Origin of the sequence: Halolactibacillus sp. JCM 19043 (assembly GCF_001310395.1) — a bacterium.
Classification (GTDB): domain Bacteria; phylum Bacillota; class Bacilli; order Bacillales; family Amphibacillaceae; genus Halolactibacillus; species Halolactibacillus miurensis.
Genome location: NZ_BAXD01000040.1, coordinates 1 through 20,547 on the forward strand (window position 1 = coordinate 1; position 20,547 = coordinate 20,547).

Consider the following 20,547-nt stretch of genomic DNA (forward strand, 5'->3'; position numbering starts at 1 on the left):
TTATGCTTATATAAGCGATTTAAAAAAATGGCCTTCATGCCCATGATACACACCCTCCCTTTGTTTTGTGACGGTCACTGTTAGTGCTTTAATAATACCATACGGAATATATGTTTGTCACTTCAAAAATATTCAAAACAAGCGATTCATCACCCACCTAGTGCTAACGCACTTGAGGAAGGTGTCTTCCAGCCTTAAAACGATAAAAACGCCGTATGAGCAGCGGGATAAGCCCCAATGTCACGCATTAACTGTACCCGTGCTTTTGTAATATAAGCCGCTTCTTTAAAGTCTTTCGTATAAATGACACCATTATATGTCGTGTTATCTGTTATCATTGTTAACTATATCACAAACATTCTGACAATTGTACACGATTAAACCCTATAACTGGTTATAGATTCAGACTATAAAAAGATGCTTTTGTAGTATCGTAGACCAGATGATGAGAAGCTACGTAAGGAGGCAAATCAGTTATAGCTCACATCTGTATTTTCGAATTGATACCAAGTAAAGGGACCTTCTGGTAAGTCCCACGTAATCTTAGCTTTAGTCGGTACAAGATAAGTTCCTTTCTCTTCATAGTGATCAAATTCACCGGTACAGAGAATAGGTTCAGCTTCAGCGGTTGTTTCTTTATACCTGAATGCTTCCACTCTTTTAACAACGCTGTGATCAAAGAAAAATGTGGCTGTTACTTGTTCATTATGAGCTGATAACGTTGCTGGGCTGAGTACTCATCAATCGCTTTCCACGAAATATAATCGTTAATACTCGCACTCGGATACCAGGGTAGTTCCATTAAAAAACGATGCATCGACGATTGGATAAGTTTTTTTGATGTTGTCTCGTTGGCAACAGGCACCATAGAGGCGACTTTAATCGTCATAGAGGCTTTATCTCCATCAAGGACATCTAACCCTCGTGTACCGACAAGAGGTGGCGTTTGTATATCTGCCTCCCATACATATCCTGGTGAATCGAGACGGATTATTTGGCTGGCGCGCGCATCAATCCATTGATCTTGTTCAACGGTCAATTTCATTTCCCCGTGTTGTGTTAACGTCACTGACTGGCAGGTTTAACTCCTACGACCCCTACTTCATTTAACCAATCGGCAACAGGCTGCGGTAAGTGAGAGAGGTCTCCTTTTGTCACTACGTCTGTTTCGTTTTTCTGTATACGATTGTTAAAGTTCTCCTGAACGTGGTGGATTGTCCGGTTAAACATGACTCTTGCGATAAATACCGCCACAATAAGTCCAACAATGAGAATGGCCACAATTCCTCCACTGATTTGTATGAGCTTCATTTTTATCCATCCTTTCTTAAATAACTTAAAAGTAAGTCCAATTGACGGTTGACTTTACCTGTCATCCAATCCTCATCAAATGTCCCCTCTACAATCACCTTTAGAATTAAACCAAAGACTGATGCCCACACGAGTTGAGCGACTTCTGTTGTATCGACTTGATTAAATTCACCTCTTGTTACGCCTATGTTAAACATGTGAATAAGATACTCAAGCCCTTTTGATGGCGTCTCATCAAAAATAGTCGTCACGCGTTTAATCTCTGGGTCTTCACTCAACATGACTGCCATATAATAGGTATGGAATTGATAGCTATTTAACGCGTAGCGACAAAACATGCCTCTTAGTTGTTGTTCAATCGAAACCTCCTCTTGAACAGGTACTATCACCCCTTCCATTAACTCCCCAAATCCACGTGCGATTAACGCACGGACCAAGGCTTGTTTGTTTTCGAAATAATTATAAATACTCCCTTCGGTGTAACCGGCTCGTTTTGCCAGTTTTCTAATCGAGAGCTGTTGAAAGCCATCTGTTTCTACAATACTTTGAGCATAAGTTAATAACGTTGCTTTAATTTCATCGCGTTTGGCTTGTTCCATCGGTTGGCGCATATCACCGTCTCCTTTAGTTAACATGAAAAAGATTATAATTAATAAACACCGTTTATTAAACAGTGTTTATTTTATTACTATTCGATTTGTTTGTCAATAAGACATTAAAAAAAACAGCTGATTTACCCTATTGGTGTCAGCTGTTTTCATAATTAAAATTGAATGATTCCTTGCCAAGCAAGTAAATGTGTAATCAGATACAGTAATGGGATCGATAATAATGTTCTAAAGAGGAAAACTTTAATGATATCGATAAAGTTTAACCCTATTTTTGTTTTCACTAAAATCATGCCCGTCTCTGATAAGAAGACAAGTTGAGTAAAGCTAAGACGCCAATAAAGAAACGACTCGCTTCAGAGGTTGAACTGGTGATAAAAAGTGCTGGTAAATACATATCCGCAAAACCCGCGAGGGTCGCAGGTGCCATCATTTCAGCCGTCGATTGTGCGTAACCTAACCATTCATACAGATAAACAAATGGGAAGCTAATAACTGAAAAGAAAGGTGTATATTCTGCGATGACTAAAGACAACGTACCTACAGTCATAATGATCGGTAAAAAACCGACATAAATATTTAGAACATTTAGACAAGCTTCTTTTACAACTTGTATCAGCTTGACTTGGTCTGCTTGTTTAACGGCCAAACGATAACTATGTTTGAATAGTGAGAGATCATGAGGTATCTCGATGGTTTTTGGTGTTGTCCCTGGATAATACGTATCGTTAAATTTCTTTAGCGGCATCCGTGAGGTGATAAACGCTAGGATCAACGTTATCACTACAATCGCACCGTAAAAGATCGGAAAGATATGACCAAAACCTAATTCTTCAGCTACTGCGGCCGCAAACGCAATACCGACAATCGAAAAGCTTGTCGCGATAATATACGCTTCTCTTCGGTTATAGTAACCGCGTTGATATTGTTGGTCGGTGACGACAATACCAATGGTTCCGTCACCAACAAACGAAGCTATCGCATCAATCGTTGAATATCCTGGCACTTTAAATACCTTAACCACGAGTGGACCAAGTAACGTACCAATGAACTCAACGACACCAAAATGTGTCAGTAATGGCAACGCAAGAATCCCGACTAAAAATGTAATATATAAGGTTGTTAATAGACCGTCCGCTCCGGCCATCACACCACCCGTATTAGGATCAATCAATACATCACCAACAACGGTACCTTTTAACCACTGATGCACGACCATTAAATAAAGCATAGATCCGAGGACTCTCAACGTGACGTTTAAAGGAGATGCTTTAAAGATATCATTTAGCGGCTTATTTTTTGCGGTATACACTGTGAAAATGAGCGTTAGAACGAGTACGACCCATGACATGATAATCGTTAACGTGATAAAGCTATCCAACATATGCGTCGTCACCGCATCAACAATGTGAGAAATCATAATTTTACTTTCACTATTAAGTGTGATTGGCATTAAGAAAAATAAAAAGCCAATCACGGATAAACCAATAAATTTTAAGTGCTTCATATACATGCCTCCAATGTTCTCAAACGAAACATAGAATACCATATGAGCGGATAGAAAACAAGGTATTTTTGAATAAAATCACAGGACGATGTATAAATATGCCTGATTTTAAAAATGTTTATATTTTCTAATTATTCAGAACAACTTTAAACCTGATGACTATCTAACAGCTTTTATAAACAACACAAAAAAACACTCAAGGATTCCTTGAGTGCCCGTAACTTATATTATTCTTCTGGTAAAATATGTTTTACTCGTCCGACAATCCCTGATGTTAAACGCACTTTAATACCGTGCGGATGGTTGTTACTGTTGGTTAAAATATCTTTAACGATACCGTCCGTTAATTTGTTTGTGCGTTGGTCTTGTTTTTGAACGATACTTACTTTAAGACCTGGTTTAATATCACTTCGTTTGTTTCCGTTCATGTTTTCACCTACTTTTGGACCCAGTATGCTGAGCCATCTTTTTTGCGTGCCATAAAGCCGTATTGAATTAAGTATCGACGAATCGTGGCAATGTCATCATAAATCATCGCCAGTTGATGATTCAGTTCGATTTCAGAATAACGCTCACCGCGATCTAAATACTCAGCGATTTTTGCCAAGATTACAATCTTTTTCTTTTCCTTTTTCGGGAAATGTTTGAGTTTCAACGGCTCAAGTGAGAGAAAAGCTGTTTGAAGCGTTTGATCACGTTCTTTCTCCGTGATGTGATAACGTTCATCGACCATTGTCGCATGTTTATGAACAGAGACCATTGTTTCTGATGGCGTTTTTTGAGCCGATCGCTGCGCTTGTTCATACACGGATAAAAAGTGTTTGGCTTGTTTTGCTTTTTCGCGCAAACTGAAGCGCTGATTTCTAACGGTGGATGGTGTAATGCTTAACGCATCGGCTATTGTTTTATCTGAAGCGCCTTGATACATATACGTTAGTACCGTTTGTTGCTTATCGGTTAACTTATTATAATTAGCTTGATCTTTAAGTAGCGTATCAAAATAATGTGGATGCATCGTTTCAAGATGTTTCTCTACTGCCCGCTCAGCCATAAACCATCGTTCACCAACCTGAAAAACTTCTTGTTTATCAAAGGCCTGCTCACATGTTAAACAAACGTATGACTGCCTTGTGTCATCTTCTTTATAACCTTTAATTAAGTCATCCACTGAGACACTTTCTAAATCCATCCCGCGCACTTCCTTTCATGTTATTCATATATTTATCATAACATAAAAAAGAACGTTAAACAAACGTTTTCTAATAATGTTTACCTTTTAAGTAAACAAAAATAATATTGTTTATTTTATTGTTTATCAACGTCATTTTCAGTTAACATCTTTTCGATCTCTGCCATTTCCTTCTGATAAGCATCTTCCACCTCCGTTGTCGCAGGGATAAAACGTTCTTTGTTTAAGTCCGTCCGCTTGCCGTGCTTCACCATATCAAAGATGATTCGTCCATTATTAGGCTTACCATTAACGGTGCGCATCGGTAAAGCATCAAATAAGACGTAGTAAAAGGCGTAAAATACAAACCGATTCCAAAATGTTTCATACGTATCAATAAACTCATTAGCAATCAAGGCATTAATAACTAACCCAAAAATAATATTGATTAATATAGGGGCACTATATAAAAACACATAGGCCCATTTTTTTTGATTAGATAGTTCATCATACGAATACCAACTATACAGCTGGTAATGCCGTCTAAAGTCGAACATTTTCCATTTAAACACACGTGTGCCAGATCCTAAAGTAATTCTCGCATTCTTTGCGCCAACAAGTTTGCCAGCTAAAACATAGCCTAATTCTCTTAGAATCACAACCGTTGGCAAGATAAAAAAAGCTGATAAAATAAGTCCAATCAGCTCTTTTAAACCAAACATTGTCTAACCTCCTTAAAAGGGAAAATCTCTGTCTTTAATCACTTCTCCTTCTATCTCTTCCCCTGTATCTGGTCAATTAAACCGTCATTTTCTGCCTCATCCCAGCTTACCCCAAATGGAACACCGCCCCAGCAATGAAGTAAAAGTCATCATCCTGCTCAATCACATCATCGTTGTCTGCTCTATTTTTATGATGATGTTTTTTCCCGTATTGTTTTTTCTTTTTTGACATTATGATCCCCCTGATTAGCGATCAATATATTGATCGTCATTTAAATACTTTTTAATGAGCTGTTTAGCTTCATTTACACCGTTTTCAGTTAGGTAAACCGATTTAGAACGATGCCCCCCTCTAATTAAATCATCCGCTGATAATGCATCTAACACCTCAAACGGATACCCTTTCCAACTTCTTTTAAATCCTTCTGGTAGCCCTTCTTCCTCCCAAGAGGTTAAATACAACAACAAAAGACTCAATTCTCTTATCGTTTCTTCCGATATTTTCTCCTCCTCATAAATAGGTAATTTAGTTACGATTTAAATTTACAATGCATTATCATTATTTTATTCATTTCTGTGATATTCTGAATTGAATAAGACTTTTTTAACTATTAAAAGTGAATCAAATATTTACAGATAATGATTTAGTATGAGAGATAGATTAAATGAGTGAGAAATACCCCTTAAAAAACAACAGTGAGTACTGCATTATTCTTTATGCCATGAATAATGATAGGTATACCATGCTGATGAGTGGACTCAAACCGATGCTGATATATGCCAAAGTGATCCAAGGTTGATAAGTTACAAATAAGTCCTTTAGCGTTAATCGCCATGGGTGAGGTATAATCACCCAACAGAATAAGTCCAAAACCAAGCCGTATACAATCCAAAGGACGCCTATTCCGAGACTTTGAGTCAGGGTGGGGAAAATAGAAAACTGCCCCATCATGACAACGCCGACTATTGGAAAAACCATCACGTTGTATAGCGGGTGAAACGGCTTCGTTGTTTTAAAAGCTTCAAATTGTGTAGCATTCGCTTTTAGTGCGTGCAGTCCTAAAGAGGAATCAAAGGCTTGTTGCTTTTTCACTTTCCAATTATACAAAAAGTGCATGCTTGCCATGATCGTTACAATGACATAGGCAATCAAATAGAAAATCAACGTATCCATTACCATCATGTTAGTATCTCCTTTCATTTACAGCATATAATGATGATTCTCATGAGGGATTTAAGCATATTAGTTACCACTCACCTTTATCATCAGAAACCCCCATTTTAAAACGGGCATGCGTTTTATTACTAAAGTATCTTGTTGTTTGCGATTTTCTTATCAGACCAACCGAGACTTCTTGCCCAAGCCCGTGTCATTTTTACTTCCTCTTTATCTTCCCCCTCATAGATTGTCCTTAAAAAGTTTGCAAAGCCACTCAATCCGCCAACATTATCAAGTACCGATAACCCTTGTTTGTGTAAACAGACAGGCCTGTGCTGATCGATCACTATTTCTTTTGCTTGATCGATTTCAAACCAACTGATGGCGTGTTGACTTAGTAGGTCATCAAAACCATCAACTTTGGTAATTTCAACAATCCAATCATCACCAAAATCATAATTGTAGATGAGCTTATGAGTGACAGGAAATACGTTCCTATCAGATAATGGTTCACCTTGTGCCGCAAGGACCTGTCTCACTTCTAATCGCTCGAGCAAACTTTCAGTTCCTGCTTCGATATAAAGGTCATCCGCCATTTCTTCCAAAGTCAGATCAATAATAGGCTTCAGTGTACCAACACAATCTTCTGGTGACTCATATACTCTCAATAGCTTAAAGCGCTCGAGTAATGCTTCGACATCACGCTTTGCGACTTCTGGGATTTCTAATAACCCGTGATAGTGATAAGGTCCGGTGTATTTTTTCTTTAGCCATGTGTTAATGCTACCTCGCTTGTAATCATCATCCCAAAACAAATCTCTTTCGAATTCTGATGGTGGCTGAAACAGTACGCCGACTAACTCAGACCATCCTTTTACCGTATTGTTTGTAAGCTTACTGTACACCTCTTCAGGTAAGTAAAAGCTTCGCAAATGTGAATTCTGAAAGCCGAACAGTTTTTGGATAGCATAATGCAAATGATGCAAAGGCATATCAGACGGAATGACTATGTCGCGTGTGATTGTTTCTCCTGTTAAAGATTCACCGTAGCGTTTCATCATAACCTTTTGGTCATTAGAAAGCGCTTCATCTGTAAGGGCTAAATGTAGTCGGATGGTTTATTCTCTGATTGCTTTTCAAGTCTACTAAATCTATTCATCAAATTAAATCAGCCTCTCTTATTCATTTTAGTGCGTCACATTCTCTTTTAAATGCGGTTTTTCGTGAATGGACCTGTTTATAATGATCAAGTAACGTGTCTTTACTATTGATTAATCCATGCGAAACTAGTGTCTCAGCAAGCGCTGCAATCAGTAATGCGGCTTTATCATAGCTTTTTCTATGACCCTCACCAACAATCGTTTCTGTCTTTTTATCTACTTCTTCTTTAAGCCATGATATATAGCGATTAACCGCTTCTTTTTCTATCGTAACGTGATGTTTCCATAATGCGACATCAGCTAAAAAGTTTTCGGCCGTATCCTTATACTCTAACTGGTAAATGATTCGAGAGCTAAGTAACTGTTGGACTTTAGACAGGTTATTATCTTGATTCAACAAGAGAATGAACAGAGGTACAACAACCTCCTTTAAGTCATGACCCCACCTAAAGGCTCCTTGTCTGTTTGACACTGTTCATATATATCATCAAATTTCCACTAAAAAAGTGCAGAATGTCTTTATTTTTCTGGGAGAGATCATTCGTTTTCCATTGCTGGTGATTGTTGTCTCGGTCAAACACCTCCTGTTCAGGTAACTGCGTAACATAAGTCGCGACGGCTTGAATATTTTCCTTACTTTCTGGTAAGTGACACAGATTAAAAAAGTTCGTTAACGTCGACTCTGATTGGAACGCGGCCTTATAACATTGATCGACAATATCTTGATGGGCTAGCTTCGCTGCTGCAGCTCGGGTCAGATTGGCGATTTCCCCTCGAATAATTAAGTTTTCTGGTAAGACGTTTAGTGCGGATAATCCACTGTTTCGCACATCGAAAATGCCTCTCTTTCAAGTAACTGAGCGCATGCATTGAGATACAATATCGGGTGCTGTTTATAACCAACATGAGCTGTCTCAACAAGATGATCTAAGTCATCTTGATATAGGCAGGCTTCTAATAGTAGTGTAGCTGCTTGATCGCCAGTTGTATCTAAAAGAAACTGCCGCCATTCTTCGATAAAGTCTGAAATACCTGTATGTTCTTCAGGACCGATACGAAACACTGCTTCTAAGTTAATGGGTTGCATATAATCACGTGTCAGATAGTCATAAATCATACGTGCTCTGTTGTGCCTTTCTCCGTCTGATAGGTCGCATAGACAGCATGTAAAATCAAATCAGCGAGCTCTACCGATAATATCTCATCCAAAACAGCTTCTTCTAAATCGACGTCATACCAGATTCATCAAAGTAATCATAGCTATCATTGTCCCAGTAATAACTGCCAACCTCTTCTGATAATTCGCGTTCAAGGTAAACCTTACCTGTTTTTACTTGACGGCACCAGGATTCGATTGTTTTTAAGTCGATATCAGTTAAATCATCTGGTTTTTTCTCCTTTAGACCATCTAAAAATGCCGCACGGTTATGCTCTTTAGTCGTTCGAGCTAACTGACGTATCCAAGCTGTTTTTTCTGTCTCAGACATCCGAAATAATTGTTTATCCACTTCCTGCATATATGTTTTATATTTCATCTTTATCCTCCAATGTCTTCAGTTACTTCAAGCAATCAAAATTTGTATGAATATATTAAAGTTATGGTATATTCTTATAATAATATCTTGTAATTAATGATCTGTATCTTACCTATGTAAAAACCGGAGGCTGATAATGTAAATGATACATGACTTAACCTATATTGAAAATACAAAAAGCCACATTTATGATTAGAAATAACTTTTTTTAACCCGACATGTTTACTGCGCAAGCTGGAAAGATGGTATTTAAGACAAAAGAACTTTAGGCACACAGCTTTAGTAAAGCTTAACTCTGGTCATATAAAACGCCCACTTACTCAAGTTAAGTATTTGAATAAGCGGGCGTTTTATTTGTTTTTTAATCGTTGATTACAGACATTTTTAAAACTTAATAACCACATTTAACACGCCGTTTTCTGATGTTTCAAAGGGCCCAGGTGTAAGATTAACCTCTGGTCGCTTCAGACCAAAAAAGTCCGTATCAAGTTGGAGTGCTTGCCCATCTGGTTGTTCAAAGGCCATATGGGCGTGATAAGTCTTTCCAAGAAAATCTGTCGTTATTACTGTGTTAGAGATATCTTGGAGTAATTGTGATTCTAATATGTGAAGCGTCACCTCACCTTTTAGCGCATCTATTGTCATATCCATCACCTTCTGAGTAGATTTTTTCGCCTCAGAATCATGTTTACTCGGCACGGCTTTATTTAGATAGAGGTTACCTGAAAGAGCAACTGGAAGCACGGCATTGCCAAGAGTAATGGCTTTCTTTTCATCCCCGAGTCATCAAGCTCCTCTTTCGAATATTCCCACCACGGTTTATCCTTCTGGTTTGGATGAGAATTATAGCTACCCAAACCTACGGGATGTAAATAACAAATGGCGTCATCTGGTACACCATCCATTACAACTTTTCCGTTCGCATCACGTTCTTCTTCCCGCGGCTTTAGTGGCAAGTGTTCAAAGAATGTAATCGGTACTGGTTCTGTTGTGTCATCCCCGTCACCTAAAAAGACATTGTTGTAGTAACGATCATCTCCTCCTGTAATATTAGAATAACCAGCAATCATTGTATTGTGCGGAAAGTGATAAGGCGTTGTACGTGTCAGTTCAGATTGAACAACGAATCTACCCGCGAAAAGATTATGAATAAAAGCGCCACCTTGTGCCATATTTCTAAAATTCATCGGTGAAAGAAACAAATTATGGTCGACGAGATAAGGGCCGTGACATACTTCAACAAACAAGTCCTCGGATACATTCTCAAAAAAGACGTTTCGACTGATTCGGGTTCCTTGAGCCTGCCAGTCAAGCCAAAGACCACGATAACACCCGTGAATGTTGTTTTCACTTATCTGTGTATCTAATGCCGCATGTAGCTTAATCCCCGCGACTTCAGCGCCATGTCTTAACCGCTTGTGATGGATGTTGTAAATCTTGTTTTGATAAATCTGACTAAAAGCTGCGCCCATATGTCCAACGATCCCGGCTTGTTCACAATCATGAATGACATTACCGCGAACGATGTGACTACCAACCTGATCTTTATGCCAGCCATCACGTAAGGCTTGAAAGATGACCTCTTGTTCCCGTTGTGTACCACCTTTATTATGCTTGTTTCGGATCTTTTTGTGTCCTGTTCCCACACGAGTTCCTAAACTAATACCAACACTTTTTGATTCACTGATGTGATTATTTTCAATGATCCATCCTTTGCTCCAATGGGGACCAATTAACCCCTCTTGATAATCAGTAGGCGGAGCCATTGTGGTGAAGCTTGACGAAGCGTAAAGCCACTGACGGTAATGTAATCACGGCCTGGTTGTTCTGGCCAGAAGCAGTAGGGTCTGACGTTAATTTCAACATTTTCAATTCTCGGATCTTTATCACCGAAATTCGCCAGATTTTTGTCGTTGATGGTCCAACTTCCGCGTACCATTTTAACAGTGAACCTTCGGTATATCTGGCATCAGGCCAAACCTCAGGACGTCTTACTTTTAAGAGGCTATCTGTTTCGTATAACGATTTATGGTCTAAATAGACATCCCCGAGATGGACGTTCAACTCCCCATCAAACAACCAGTCGCCGCCTAACTCAACGTCATACGGATGACGCACAGAAAAAATGGCGTTCGGGACTTCAGTCACCCACACATTGTCTCCAATAGACGTCCAATCTGTGATACGCTCAGCACCAGTAATCACGACTTCACCATCACCAGCTGACTTATACACAATTCGGTGGTCTTTCGTTCCTCCGTTTAAAGGATTTACCCACTCTCGGTAGATACCTTTATGGACAATAACGGTATCTCCAGCCACCGCAAGTGCCGCTGCTCGAGAGATTGTTCGAAACGGTTGGTCAGCGTTTCCTAATGTTTGATCATTACCTTTGATTGATACATGATATTCCATAACAACACACCTTCTTTCTTCACCATCGCTCTATTATTAATTGTTAACTACTAGACAAGGTTATGTAGATTGCTCATCTCAGTAAGCGGTTACATTAGTTGATTGATTTTGCCACTGATTCGCACGTTTTAAAGCAGTAACCATACTAGTTATTAATCGCGTAACAACAATGGTGTCTATTTTCTAGCTTACTATAGAAGAGTGTGACTCTCACTTTAAAAACAAAAGTATCTACTTATCATTGTTTAGAAGATGCCTCACTTATATGGAGACAGGATAACAGTAACGTAAGTTTTATGTAGTTTGCCTCTGTTTTTTACTCTAAGTAAAACTAATGAAATAATTTATTTAACGAGAGCTCTTCGGTTTTATCCATTTGGAAGTTCATCAAACCTAGGTGCTTTTTCAAGCTCGTTATCCCAATTTGCTTTGTTTGCACAATAGATGTGTCCATGCGGCTTAATGTTGATATCACTATCAATACTTCCTGCAGGAACAACTAACAATGTCCCATCCATCTGTATGTTTGGTAAGGCTGATCCACAATTGATACAAAAACTTTTTATGTGCCCTTCCCCGCGAAAATTAAACGTTTTACATTCTTCCTGACCCGACAACCATCTTAACTCAGCTGTAGAAGAAAATAGATTTGCTGCATGAGCCGAACCAGTATCTTTCCGACATCGCCCACAATGGCACAGATAAAAATCTTCAAATTCTCCAACTATTTCAAACGTAACGGCACCACAAAGGCATGACCCTGCATATTTCATCATCAACACGTCCTTTTTAATAATTTAGCGCTTTATTTTAAGTTATGGTAATACCATTAAAAAGTCTTATTGGTCAGCTAATTATATGTTATCTAATTTTACGAAAGATATAGTTTTCAGCTGTTAACGCATACGTTGGCCCTTTCATCTTCTCTTTCACTTTTGTTAAATCAACCTCTTTGTTTCTTGGTAATACAAAATAATCATTTAACTTAGTATTGATGATACGATGATGCGTACCTACAACACCAATGAATGCAAAATCTTGATCAAATTTAGCTAAAGTAGCATCGCCATGGCTATCATTGCAGAGTAAAATGCCGCCGGTCTTTAAATACTTCTTCGTTGCTTGTCCAACAAAACCGGCGAATTGAGAAATAATCAAATCAACAGGGGCAATATTTAGTTCCCCAGTATAGTCTTGACCTATAAAAGCAATGTCACAAGCTTCCTCATACTCTGAATTCTCATCGATATGTTTTTTTATCTTATCAATGTTAGTAAAGAATTTAATCGCGCCTCTGAAGTTATCAACATACCTTACTTGAGGTATGACTAAAGATGGGGCAATATCAATATGGCTTCCTGGATACAGTGCACTTGTTATACTATACTTCTTAGCAACCATTCTGTAGAGCCCTGTTCTATCCCCAATCTTGTCTCGATACTCGAAATATTCCTCGATAATGTTTTCCTTTTTCACTAAGTCACCCCTAAGTTTTTATTCGTTAGGTCTACATACAACTAAATATTCACAATTATTGTACGCGTTGATAGTTTAAACTAGCTGTTCCAACCTAAATGATTCGTTCTTCCTTTTCTCTTAAGCTAAAGTATAGAATATTGGCTGATATTAATCAAATGCGCTTTGCAGGATAAAAACCGTTTTATACCAATGGAAAATTGTCCGTTTTAAAGCCACGACTAATTACCCTCGAATTCTCTTTCGTAGCTCGAGGAAAAGTTAAGTGGGATTAACTGTCGTGTTCATAGCCGCTATCATGACATATAAATGTGAGGTTAATGCTTAATCACAAGGGATATGATCCATCATATAAGTGAGGTAACAAGAAAATCTTTTGTACTTTTAAACTTTAAAAGGAGTACTTCTTAATTGTTAAGGCAATACTTAAAGCGAATCTATAAACACACTAACCACATAGGCTTTTTGGTGCATACTAATAACTGAAGTAAATCACATATGATATTACAAAAGGATGGATTAAAAAATGGAACGTTACGATACGATAATCGTTGGTGCCGGTTTAGCAGGATTAACAACCGCATTTGAGTTAAGTGAAAGAGGCCTGTCCGTATTAGTCGTTGAGAAAGAAAAAGTAATAGGTGGCCGTACAGCCTCTTGGGAAGAGAAAGGGATGCTTGTCGAATCAGGTCTTCATCGTCATATTGGGTATTACAAAGCCTTGCCTTCTATCTTAAAAAAGGTTGGTGTAAATATAAATGACATTGTGCAATGGGAAGAAAAAATTGATATTTTAATACATGGTAGACAACCGATTATCCTTGGCCTATCACCCGTATATCATCCGACGGCTATGATAAAGGGTCTTCTAGGTAATAATCATGCTATAGAGTTTCAAGATAAATTTTCTTTGATGCCTTTTTTCGTCACCGGATTTTGGCGATATATTAAAAACCCTGAAGCGCTTGATCAGTACAGTGTGAGAGAGTATGCTGAGCGATACAACGTGACCGAAAATGCGCTTAACTATATGCTTATCCCTTTAAGTACAGGTATTTTTTTCTTACCACCAGAGCGTTATTCAGCAAAAGTGTTTTTCGGATTATTTTTCCCTGCTATGCCTTACTTTTATAAAATGAGAGTTGGGGCCTATTTAGGTGGTATGACAGAGCTTTTAGCAAACCCAATAGCAAGAGCGATAGAAAAAAATGGTGGGATAATAAAAACAAGCACATGCGTGAATCATTTAATTCTCGATCATGAACGTGTTTGCGGTGTCGTGTTAGAGGACGGAAAAAAGTTTGAATCAACAAGTGTTGTTCTCGCAACGAATCTCGGTGGCGCCAAATCAATCATCGGTCAACACTTTTCTAACAATCCGGCATTTGAACACATGTTAAAACTACCTACTATGCCAGCCATCACGATTCAAATGGAATTTTCAGAACCAGTCCTTCCTTATGACCGAACGACCTTTGGTCCATTAACAGCTCTGGCAAGTTTTGCCGAGCAGTCGCGATCAACATTTACGCATGTACCTGGTAGGCTCTCAATTATTTTAACACCTCCTGAGAAGTTTCTTGATATGGCAGACGAGGCTATTTGTCAAATCATTATTAAGGAGCAAAAAAACTAGGAATGAATTTAGCATCGAACTTAACCGATTACCGTATTGTAAAGCATCCAGAAGATTTCCACAGTTTGTCACCTCATCATGATTGGATGCGACCGGAACAAGTAACTCAGATTAATGGACTGATTCTAGCAGGTGACTATACTCGTCAACCCTTTTTTGCCACGATGGAAGGGGCTGTTATTTCGGGAATGAGAGCCGCTAATCTTGTGTTGGGATACCACGACATCCCAGTATGAGATTTAGACAAGTGAGTTCTCTCCTAAGGATTAGTTTTGGTCGACCTCAATCCCACAGGGAAACTCACTTGTTTTTTAAATTAACCAGAAAAAAAAGTGCTAGTGAATGATTTTAGTGAGCAATCTCTGCCACACTAAAAATCCCTTCACCAACACCCAGTATTATACGACCTAAAAACATCGTAAATCCGATATATTCAAGAGCTTATAAATCTATATTCTTGTCAACAACGCGACAGTTTCAACATGAGGCGTGTGCGGAAACATGTCGACAGGCTGAACTTTTTGTAATTCATAACCAAATGGGACAAGTTCCGTAATGTCTGATGCAAATGTTTCTGGGTTACATGAGACATACACAATCCGTTCTGGTTTTGCGCGTCCAATGCGTCGCATCACTTTACCCCCCGCACCCGAGCGAGGTGGGTCTAATAAAAGTAGTTCCGGAATACCAAAGGATTCTAATATTTGATCAATCCCGTGTCGGGCATCTTTTGCAAGAAACGTCGTATTATGAATAGCGTTATCTAGTGCATTGCGTTTAGCTGATTCAATCGATGTTTCCACAATTTCAATCCCAGCTAATTCACCCACTTTTTCGGCGAATGGCAGTGAAAATGTGCCAACACCACAAAAGAGATCAATCATCTTTTCTGTTGGTTTTGGTTGGGCCATCTCAATCGCTAAATTGACTAACGTTTCTGCTTGCTTAGGATTCGTTTGGAAGAACGTATCAAACCATAAACGGTATTTAAAACCAAACATTTCATCATAAATGAAGTCACGTCCACTTAAGATATATTGCTCTTCTGCTTGCGTGCGGTCGCCCCAGTCTTTATTCTCAAACCACATCAAACTTTTCACATTCGGGCAATTAGCTTCAACACGTTCAATCAGCGCCGCTTTTGCCTCTTCTAGTTCGCCAGTGGGTGCTTCCGATGCAAATAGACCGAGCATCACTTCACCAGTATAAAACGATTGTCGAACCATTAAGTGTCTGAGTAGGCCGCTATGTTCATCTTTATCATAGCCTGATAAGTGAAAATCATTCGCCCACTGTTGGACTTCCATCGCATAATCAACCATTTCCTTACCGGCAATAAGGCAGGTTTCTAACGGAATAATTTTTCTCCAGTTACCTTGTTCATGAAGACCTAAATGGCCCTCTTTTGAAAACGTAAATTCCATTTTATTGCGGTAACGATAGGGCTCACCTTTCACGCCAATCGTTTCTTCTACAAGCACCGGGTCAAAACCATTATTTTTTACCATCTCTTTCACATAACGTGTTTTTTCTTTTAATTGACCATCGTATGACCAGTGTTGCCACACACAGCCACCACACAAATCAAAATGTGGACAATCAGGTGTCACTCGTTCAGCGGATGACTCTAATATTTTCGTGTAATCTGTTTTGATCCAACGTTTTCCTTCACCATCAACATGTACTTCAACTTTCTCATTTGGAATGGTTTGGGGAATCGTTAATTTAAGTTTTTTTGGGTTCACTTGTCCAGTATCACGCCAAACGACCGCGCGTCCAGATCCTTTTTTATCGACATAATCAATCGTTGTTTCATATAGTTTTTTGCTCACTTGATTTCCTCCTAGCTTTAAGTCACTTTAGCACGTCTATCATATCATCTTTTTTCCCGCTTGGCGACGGGCAACAAAAAAAGCAGCCCTTAGAGAGGCTACTTTTAGATGGACACAGCCACTTGATTCTTGCCGTTCTGTTTTGCTTGATAGAGTAATTCATCCGCCCGTTTGAAGAACTGTGTCTGTGATAAGTCTTTAGATAACGGTTGAAAACCGATACTGACAGTAATCGCACGATTAATTTCATCGTTTTCAAGATGAGCAATCTTCTTGCGAATGGATTCAATCAATTCATACCCGTCATTGATTGATTTACTTGTGATAAGGACGGCAAATTCCTCACCACCGTATCTCGATACAATCTCATTTTCAGTGACACTGTCTTCAATCACTCTAGCGACACGTTTTAAAATAATATCCCCAACATCATGACCAAACTCGTCGTTAATCTTTTTAAAGTTATCGATATCAATGATCGCCAGTTGCAGCGGCATATTGTAGTGAATGCTTTGATCATAAAGAAAATCTAAATATTCATAGAATGTACGGTGATTATACAACTCTGTTAACGGGTCTACTTTTGTTAATCGCTCCATCATCGCACTACGCACCATCAGTGAACGTTCTTGTTCATTAGAACGCTTTAATACGTCCAGTATATCGGTGCCACGGTCTAAAACGAGCGTAAACACTTGGTAAGCGGCAACGAGCATAAATAGATAAGCAAAGCGTTCAAACGCATTTGCTGCGTCTCTCACTTCAGGAATAACATACAGCGAAGTGAGTGCGATTAAATTTGCGATAAAACTAAAGCGTAATTCATTTTTATTAAAGTAAATAAGGTTAACAGCAAGTAGGATCACGAACAACACTTGTAAACCTGGAACACTGGCGTGTGTATAAGTCGTTACCCAAGCTGTAATCGTGCCGAATATCGTCAACATTTTCGGCTTATATAAACCTCTACTTTTGACTAAATATTGCACAATAACAATTAATACCACTTGTACCCCGCTCGGCACGAGCACTTTTGTCACTAAAAATTCTACTGGTGGATGTAGTTGATAAGCTTGACTCGTAAAAAAGCCTAACATTTGACCAATAAAAGCGAGACCAATCATAAACCAATAGATTGAAAGTATTTTATTCATCCAAACTTTTAAATCAATATGTAATTCGTCGTGGGAAAGCATGGCGCGTCTCCTTTAACATTAGCATTTTTTGCTTGTTTGATTCGGTTTTCATGTTAGATTAGTAACCATTGCACGAAAAAACCGGTCCGATCGCGTTTAAAACACTTTCTATTATGACATTTTTCTGAAAAAACATTAAATTTGACTCAATCGTTTCCATTATAACTCAATTCACCCAACATTTCACCTACTTCACCAAAAATTAATTAACTTTATTAACACAAAAATATGACAAAATACCTAATTATATGATGATCTCTAGTCATTTAAAAAAAGAAACGAGGGAACAACATGAAAACATTCCATATTGTCGGTGCTGGTATTGCTGGTGCAAGCATCGCCTATCATTTACTTAAACTTAACCAACACGTTATTATATACGACCGTGAAGATAACGGACAAGCAACGAACGCTTCTGCCGGGATTATTTGCCCTTGGACAAGTCAGCGCCGGAATAAAAAATGGTACCGACTCGTAAAAGAAGGTGCCAAATACTACCCGGACTTTATTGAGGAATTAGAAAAACTTACAAATCAATCAACGGGGTTTAGGCAAAACGGTGCCCTTTGTTTATTTAAAGATGATCATATTCAAGCACTCGCCTATGAACGTATTAAAGGTAAACAAATTGATGCCCCTGAAATGGGTCAGGTATTAAAACTATCAAGTGAAGAGCTATTAGGCTATCATCCTAGCCTTACGACGGATTTTCCGGCTGTTTTTGTTGAAGGTGGAGCACAAGTAGATGGCGCATCATTACTGAGCGCATTAAAACAAGCCATTATTAAGCTCGGTGGTGAATGGGTCAAAGACACGATCAATCCACATACGTTGGATGGACAGATTATTTACACAGCTGGTGCGTGGTCACATGAATATGCTTCTCACCCAGAAGTGAGACATCAACGGGCTGAATTACTTGAAGTCGCCTTAGCAGAAGATTTACAACCCACTGTGTCGCCCGTTGTGATGGGACTGGGTCCGATGTATATTGTACCTACCTCTGCGCGTCACTACATGATTGGTACCACACACGAAGATACGACGTCTTTTGACATTCAAGAATCAGAAACAGCGAGAGACTATTTATTTACTCAAGTAAAACGCTATTTAAAGGCAACATCACTGACGAAAGGACGATCATCGATTGGCCTCAGACCTTTGACTGATCATAACTTGCCGTATATTGGTCCAAGTGGCGAGCTTTTCGTTGTGAATGGTCTTGGTTCATCTGCCTAACGGCCGCTCCGGTCATCGGGCGGGAAGTCGCTTACTTTTTAACTGGACATTCGACTGTGCTCGATTTAACGGATTATCATTCGACGCCATCATAAATGATTATAGCGTTGAACCATGAAAAGACGGTAGTGAGGATAAAAGCCTCGCTACCGTCCTTTCTATTTATATCAATCCATCGTTAGATGCTTTATAATCGCTTGATGTTCTGGAAATTGTTCGACAAGTTCTTGCTTTTTGAATAATTTAAAGTCTTCAAAACGAAAACCAGGGCTGACCATACAACCAACCAAACCGTATTTACCGTTGACTGTTGAACCAAAAATCGTCCCCTTTTTCACGAGCACTTGAGGACGTTCTCCTTTTGATAAATCAAGACCGAGTTGTTCGGTTCGATACGTCCCGTCTGGTTCAATCATATGAATCGTAAGCGCGTCGCCTTCATGGAAATACCATAATTCATCTGATATTAGTTGGTGAAAGTGAGACTTATCGCCTTCTCGGAGTAAAAAATAGATACTCGTATAGTGCGGGTAGTCACTTGTGGCTAATTGATCACCGGTAAAACTTGACGCGTAAAAGCCCCCTTCTGGATGTGGGGTTAACTTTAGTTGCTCAATTATCTCATTAATTCTTGGCATAGGCTTATCTCCATTCTTAAAGTCTATTTCTTTTTTAGATTCACTCATTTCATGTTGAACTACCCCCACCTAACATTCTCACGAATGTTTGAGGAAGGGGATTCCATAAGGACACCCTAAAGGCGACCCATGCTCATTCAACTAAGCATAGGTTTTTCTACTCTCCAACCGTCGTAAACCTATTTTCTCAACATCTGTTAAAGCATGTTGGGGAAATAGTGTGTCCCAGGAACACAACTTGCTTTGGTCGAATCGTTCTGTCTGGTAGAACGCATGTGTTCTAACAAAAGACAGGGTACGCGTCATATACGCCCATTGCGCCCAATGATGTAGACCTTGTTTCTGCTCTGGAACAAGTGAATACAATATCGGTGGGAGTTTTTCTTTAAATCCCATTGCCCGTCGGGCAATGACATAAGCGGCTGCCATGTGAATGGACACACCGATCGCTTCATATATTTCATCTTGCCAATTTGACTGGTATAAGCAGGGTTAACAACGTAGACAGCAACCCCCATTTTTTCAGCTCTTGACTTGATTGCTAGAATCATCTTTTGATAAGCAAACTGACTCATTCGTCGATTAGCTTTTTTGTTTCCATAGGGACGCGACACTTTGGACCGCGTCGTATCCAATTTTTCGATGGCGAGTGGTTTATGCTGTTTAACAGCATAGTCAACCAGGGCAATAACCTCTGCTTCTATTATTTTCGCCTGCTGTCCACTGGTTTTACCCTCTAAGTTAAACGGGAGGGTAAAGGCATCCACACATTGACCTATGGCATTGACATTGGCGACAGCGATATGATTCACATTCAGATCAACCCCAATCATACCCGTTGATGTTGAGGTATTCAGGTAGGGTGCAGGCGGTACATCAATTAAGCATTTAACGATGTAGTAGTCACCATGATCCTCAAGTGACCATGCTATCGGCTTCCCATAC

27 protein-coding genes and 2 pseudogenes are annotated in these 20,547 nt (G+C 39.1%); 3 read left to right on the forward strand and 26 right to left on the reverse strand.

Translation table 11 applies throughout. From position 1 onward, the window contains the following. Positions 1 to 203 precede the first annotated feature (203 nt). The 22 genes and pseudogenes from JCM19043_RS16610 to JCM19043_RS13970 form a co-directional block, all read right to left on the reverse strand. A pseudogene (locus JCM19043_RS16610) lies at positions 204 to 311 on the reverse strand (O-acetylhomoserine aminocarboxypropyltransferase/cysteine synthase); the annotation flags it as partial. A 159-nt stretch (positions 312 to 470) separates the two neighbouring features. Then, positions 471 to 1,045 (reverse strand): annotated as a pseudogene (locus JCM19043_RS19065) (DUF6544 family protein). Between the two features lie 20 nt (positions 1,046 to 1,065). Beyond that, on the reverse strand, positions 1,066 to 1,311 hold the full coding sequence (locus JCM19043_RS13885; protein ID WP_062323395.1) for a hypothetical protein: 246 nt from the start codon (positions 1,309 to 1,311) through the stop codon (positions 1,066 to 1,068). 2 nt (positions 1,312 to 1,313) lie between these two features. Continuing rightward, a complete protein-coding gene (locus tag JCM19043_RS13890; protein ID WP_062323396.1) occupies positions 1,314 to 1,922 on the reverse strand; it encodes a TetR/AcrR family transcriptional regulator in 609 nt (202 codons plus the stop codon). A 152-nt stretch (positions 1,923 to 2,074) separates the two neighbouring features. Further along, a complete protein-coding gene (locus tag JCM19043_RS16975) occupies positions 2,075 to 2,212 on the reverse strand; it encodes a hypothetical protein (protein ID WP_197274821.1) in 138 nt (45 codons plus the stop codon). Further along, positions 2,209 to 3,426: a YjiH family protein gene (locus tag JCM19043_RS13895; RefSeq protein WP_197274822.1), complete on the reverse strand. Its 1,218-nt coding sequence runs from the start codon at positions 3,424 to 3,426 to the stop codon at positions 2,209 to 2,211. The genes JCM19043_RS16975 and JCM19043_RS13895 overlap by 4 nt, the downstream gene beginning before the upstream one ends. A 227-nt stretch (positions 3,427 to 3,653) precedes the next feature. Further along, positions 3,654 to 3,854, reverse strand: a complete 201-nt coding sequence (locus JCM19043_RS13900) for a YwbE family protein (RefSeq protein ID WP_062323397.1) — start codon at positions 3,852 to 3,854, stop codon at positions 3,654 to 3,656. An 8-nt stretch (positions 3,855 to 3,862) separates the two neighbouring features. Next, the gene (locus JCM19043_RS13905; protein WP_062323398.1) at positions 3,863 to 4,615 is read right to left on the reverse strand and encodes a DUF2087 domain-containing protein; all 753 of its coding nucleotides are present in this window, start codon (positions 4,613 to 4,615) and stop codon (positions 3,863 to 3,865) included. A gap of 116 nt (positions 4,616 to 4,731) precedes the next feature. Continuing rightward, positions 4,732 to 5,316: a hypothetical protein gene (locus JCM19043_RS13910; RefSeq protein WP_062323399.1), complete on the reverse strand. Its 585-nt coding sequence runs from the start codon at positions 5,314 to 5,316 to the stop codon at positions 4,732 to 4,734. A gap of 106 nt (positions 5,317 to 5,422) precedes the next feature. After that, positions 5,423 to 5,548, reverse strand: coding sequence for a hypothetical protein (locus JCM19043_RS18285; protein WP_255349975.1), 126 nt, complete (start codon positions 5,546 to 5,548; stop codon positions 5,423 to 5,425). Between the two features lie 14 nt (positions 5,549 to 5,562). Further along, positions 5,563 to 5,784, reverse strand: a complete 222-nt coding sequence (locus tag JCM19043_RS13915) for a DUF6429 family protein (RefSeq protein WP_231631566.1) — start codon at positions 5,782 to 5,784, stop codon at positions 5,563 to 5,565. A 247-nt stretch (positions 5,785 to 6,031) separates the two neighbouring features. Continuing rightward, entirely contained in the window at positions 6,032 to 6,499 is a 468-nt protein-coding gene (locus JCM19043_RS13920; protein ID WP_062323401.1) for a hypothetical protein, read from the reverse strand. Positions 6,500 to 6,621: 122 nt separating this feature from the next. After that, positions 6,622 to 7,536 (reverse strand): hypothetical protein, encoded by a 915-nt coding sequence (locus tag JCM19043_RS16140; RefSeq protein WP_082394571.1) that lies wholly within the window; start codon positions 7,534 to 7,536, stop codon positions 6,622 to 6,624. A gap of 121 nt (positions 7,537 to 7,657) precedes the next feature. Next, positions 7,658 to 8,032 carry a hypothetical protein gene (locus tag JCM19043_RS13930; RefSeq protein ID WP_062323402.1) on the reverse strand — a complete coding sequence of 125 codons (375 nt, stop codon included), beginning with the start codon at positions 8,030 to 8,032 and terminating at the stop codon, positions 7,658 to 7,660. Between the two features lie 49 nt (positions 8,033 to 8,081). After that, positions 8,082 to 8,465: a hypothetical protein gene (locus JCM19043_RS13935; RefSeq protein ID WP_062323403.1), complete on the reverse strand. Its 384-nt coding sequence runs from the start codon at positions 8,463 to 8,465 to the stop codon at positions 8,082 to 8,084. Next, positions 8,438 to 8,752: a hypothetical protein gene (locus JCM19043_RS13940; RefSeq protein WP_062323407.1), complete on the reverse strand. Its 315-nt coding sequence runs from the start codon at positions 8,750 to 8,752 to the stop codon at positions 8,438 to 8,440. Before JCM19043_RS13940 ends, JCM19043_RS13935 begins: the two co-directional genes overlap by 28 nt. A 103-nt stretch (positions 8,753 to 8,855) precedes the next feature. Beyond that, positions 8,856 to 9,170 carry a hypothetical protein gene (locus tag JCM19043_RS13945; protein WP_062323410.1) on the reverse strand — a complete coding sequence of 105 codons (315 nt, stop codon included), beginning with the start codon at positions 9,168 to 9,170 and terminating at the stop codon, positions 8,856 to 8,858. A gap of 384 nt (positions 9,171 to 9,554) precedes the next feature. Continuing rightward, positions 9,555 to 9,869, reverse strand: a complete 315-nt coding sequence (locus JCM19043_RS13950; protein WP_197274823.1) for a hypothetical protein — start codon at positions 9,867 to 9,869, stop codon at positions 9,555 to 9,557. Positions 9,870 to 9,877: 8 nt separating this feature from the next. Then, complete coding sequence (locus tag JCM19043_RS13955) at positions 9,878 to 10,936, reverse strand: right-handed parallel beta-helix repeat-containing protein (RefSeq protein WP_062323414.1); 1,059 nt, start codon at positions 10,934 to 10,936, stop codon at positions 9,878 to 9,880. Further along, complete coding sequence (locus JCM19043_RS13960) at positions 10,920 to 11,585, reverse strand: DUF1565 domain-containing protein (protein ID WP_062323416.1); 666 nt, start codon at positions 11,583 to 11,585, stop codon at positions 10,920 to 10,922. Before JCM19043_RS13960 ends, JCM19043_RS13955 begins: the two co-directional genes overlap by 17 nt. 368 nt (positions 11,586 to 11,953) lie before the next feature. After that, on the reverse strand, positions 11,954 to 12,358 hold the full coding sequence (locus tag JCM19043_RS13965; protein WP_062323417.1) for a GFA family protein: 405 nt from the start codon (positions 12,356 to 12,358) through the stop codon (positions 11,954 to 11,956). Positions 12,359 to 12,446: 88 nt separating this feature from the next. Then, complete coding sequence (locus JCM19043_RS13970; RefSeq protein WP_062323418.1) at positions 12,447 to 13,061, reverse strand: hypothetical protein; 615 nt, start codon at positions 13,059 to 13,061, stop codon at positions 12,447 to 12,449. 526 nt (positions 13,062 to 13,587) lie between these two features. Here JCM19043_RS13970 and JCM19043_RS13975 point away from each other — a divergent pair. Together JCM19043_RS13975 and JCM19043_RS18290 are read left to right on the forward strand one after the other, a co-directional pair. Further along, positions 13,588 to 14,697: an FAD-dependent oxidoreductase gene (locus JCM19043_RS13975; protein WP_062323420.1), complete on the forward strand. Its 1,110-nt coding sequence runs from the start codon at positions 13,588 to 13,590 to the stop codon at positions 14,695 to 14,697. 2 nt (positions 14,698 to 14,699) lie between these two features. Beyond that, positions 14,700 to 14,933: an FAD-dependent oxidoreductase gene (locus JCM19043_RS18290; protein WP_062323422.1), complete on the forward strand. Its 234-nt coding sequence runs from the start codon at positions 14,700 to 14,702 to the stop codon at positions 14,931 to 14,933. Between the two features lie 213 nt (positions 14,934 to 15,146). On the opposite strand, the gene rlmD is transcribed toward JCM19043_RS18290, so the two are convergent. Together rlmD and JCM19043_RS13990 are read right to left on the reverse strand one after the other, a co-directional pair. Next, positions 15,147 to 16,529, reverse strand: a complete 1,383-nt coding sequence (rlmD, locus tag JCM19043_RS13985; protein ID WP_062323424.1) for a 23S rRNA (uracil(1939)-C(5))-methyltransferase RlmD — start codon at positions 16,527 to 16,529, stop codon at positions 15,147 to 15,149. 104 nt (positions 16,530 to 16,633) lie between these two features. Further along, positions 16,634 to 17,725: a GGDEF domain-containing protein gene (locus JCM19043_RS13990; protein WP_062323425.1), complete on the reverse strand. Its 1,092-nt coding sequence runs from the start codon at positions 17,723 to 17,725 to the stop codon at positions 16,634 to 16,636. Between the two features lie 291 nt (positions 17,726 to 18,016). Between JCM19043_RS13990 and JCM19043_RS13995 the strand changes: the two genes are divergently transcribed. Continuing rightward, a complete protein-coding gene (locus JCM19043_RS13995; protein ID WP_231631567.1) occupies positions 18,017 to 18,964 on the forward strand; it encodes an FAD-binding oxidoreductase in 948 nt (315 codons plus the stop codon). Positions 18,965 to 19,131: 167 nt separating this feature from the next. Here JCM19043_RS13995 and JCM19043_RS14000 read toward each other — a convergent pair whose 3' ends face one another. Then, positions 19,132 to 19,602 carry a cupin domain-containing protein gene (locus JCM19043_RS14000; protein ID WP_062323430.1) on the reverse strand — a complete coding sequence of 157 codons (471 nt, stop codon included), beginning with the start codon at positions 19,600 to 19,602 and terminating at the stop codon, positions 19,132 to 19,134. 302 nt (positions 19,603 to 19,904) lie between these two features. Then, a partial coding sequence (locus JCM19043_RS16980) for an IS200/IS605 family accessory protein TnpB-related protein (protein ID WP_197274824.1) occupies positions 19,905 to 20,547 on the reverse strand: 643 nt, incomplete at its 5' end.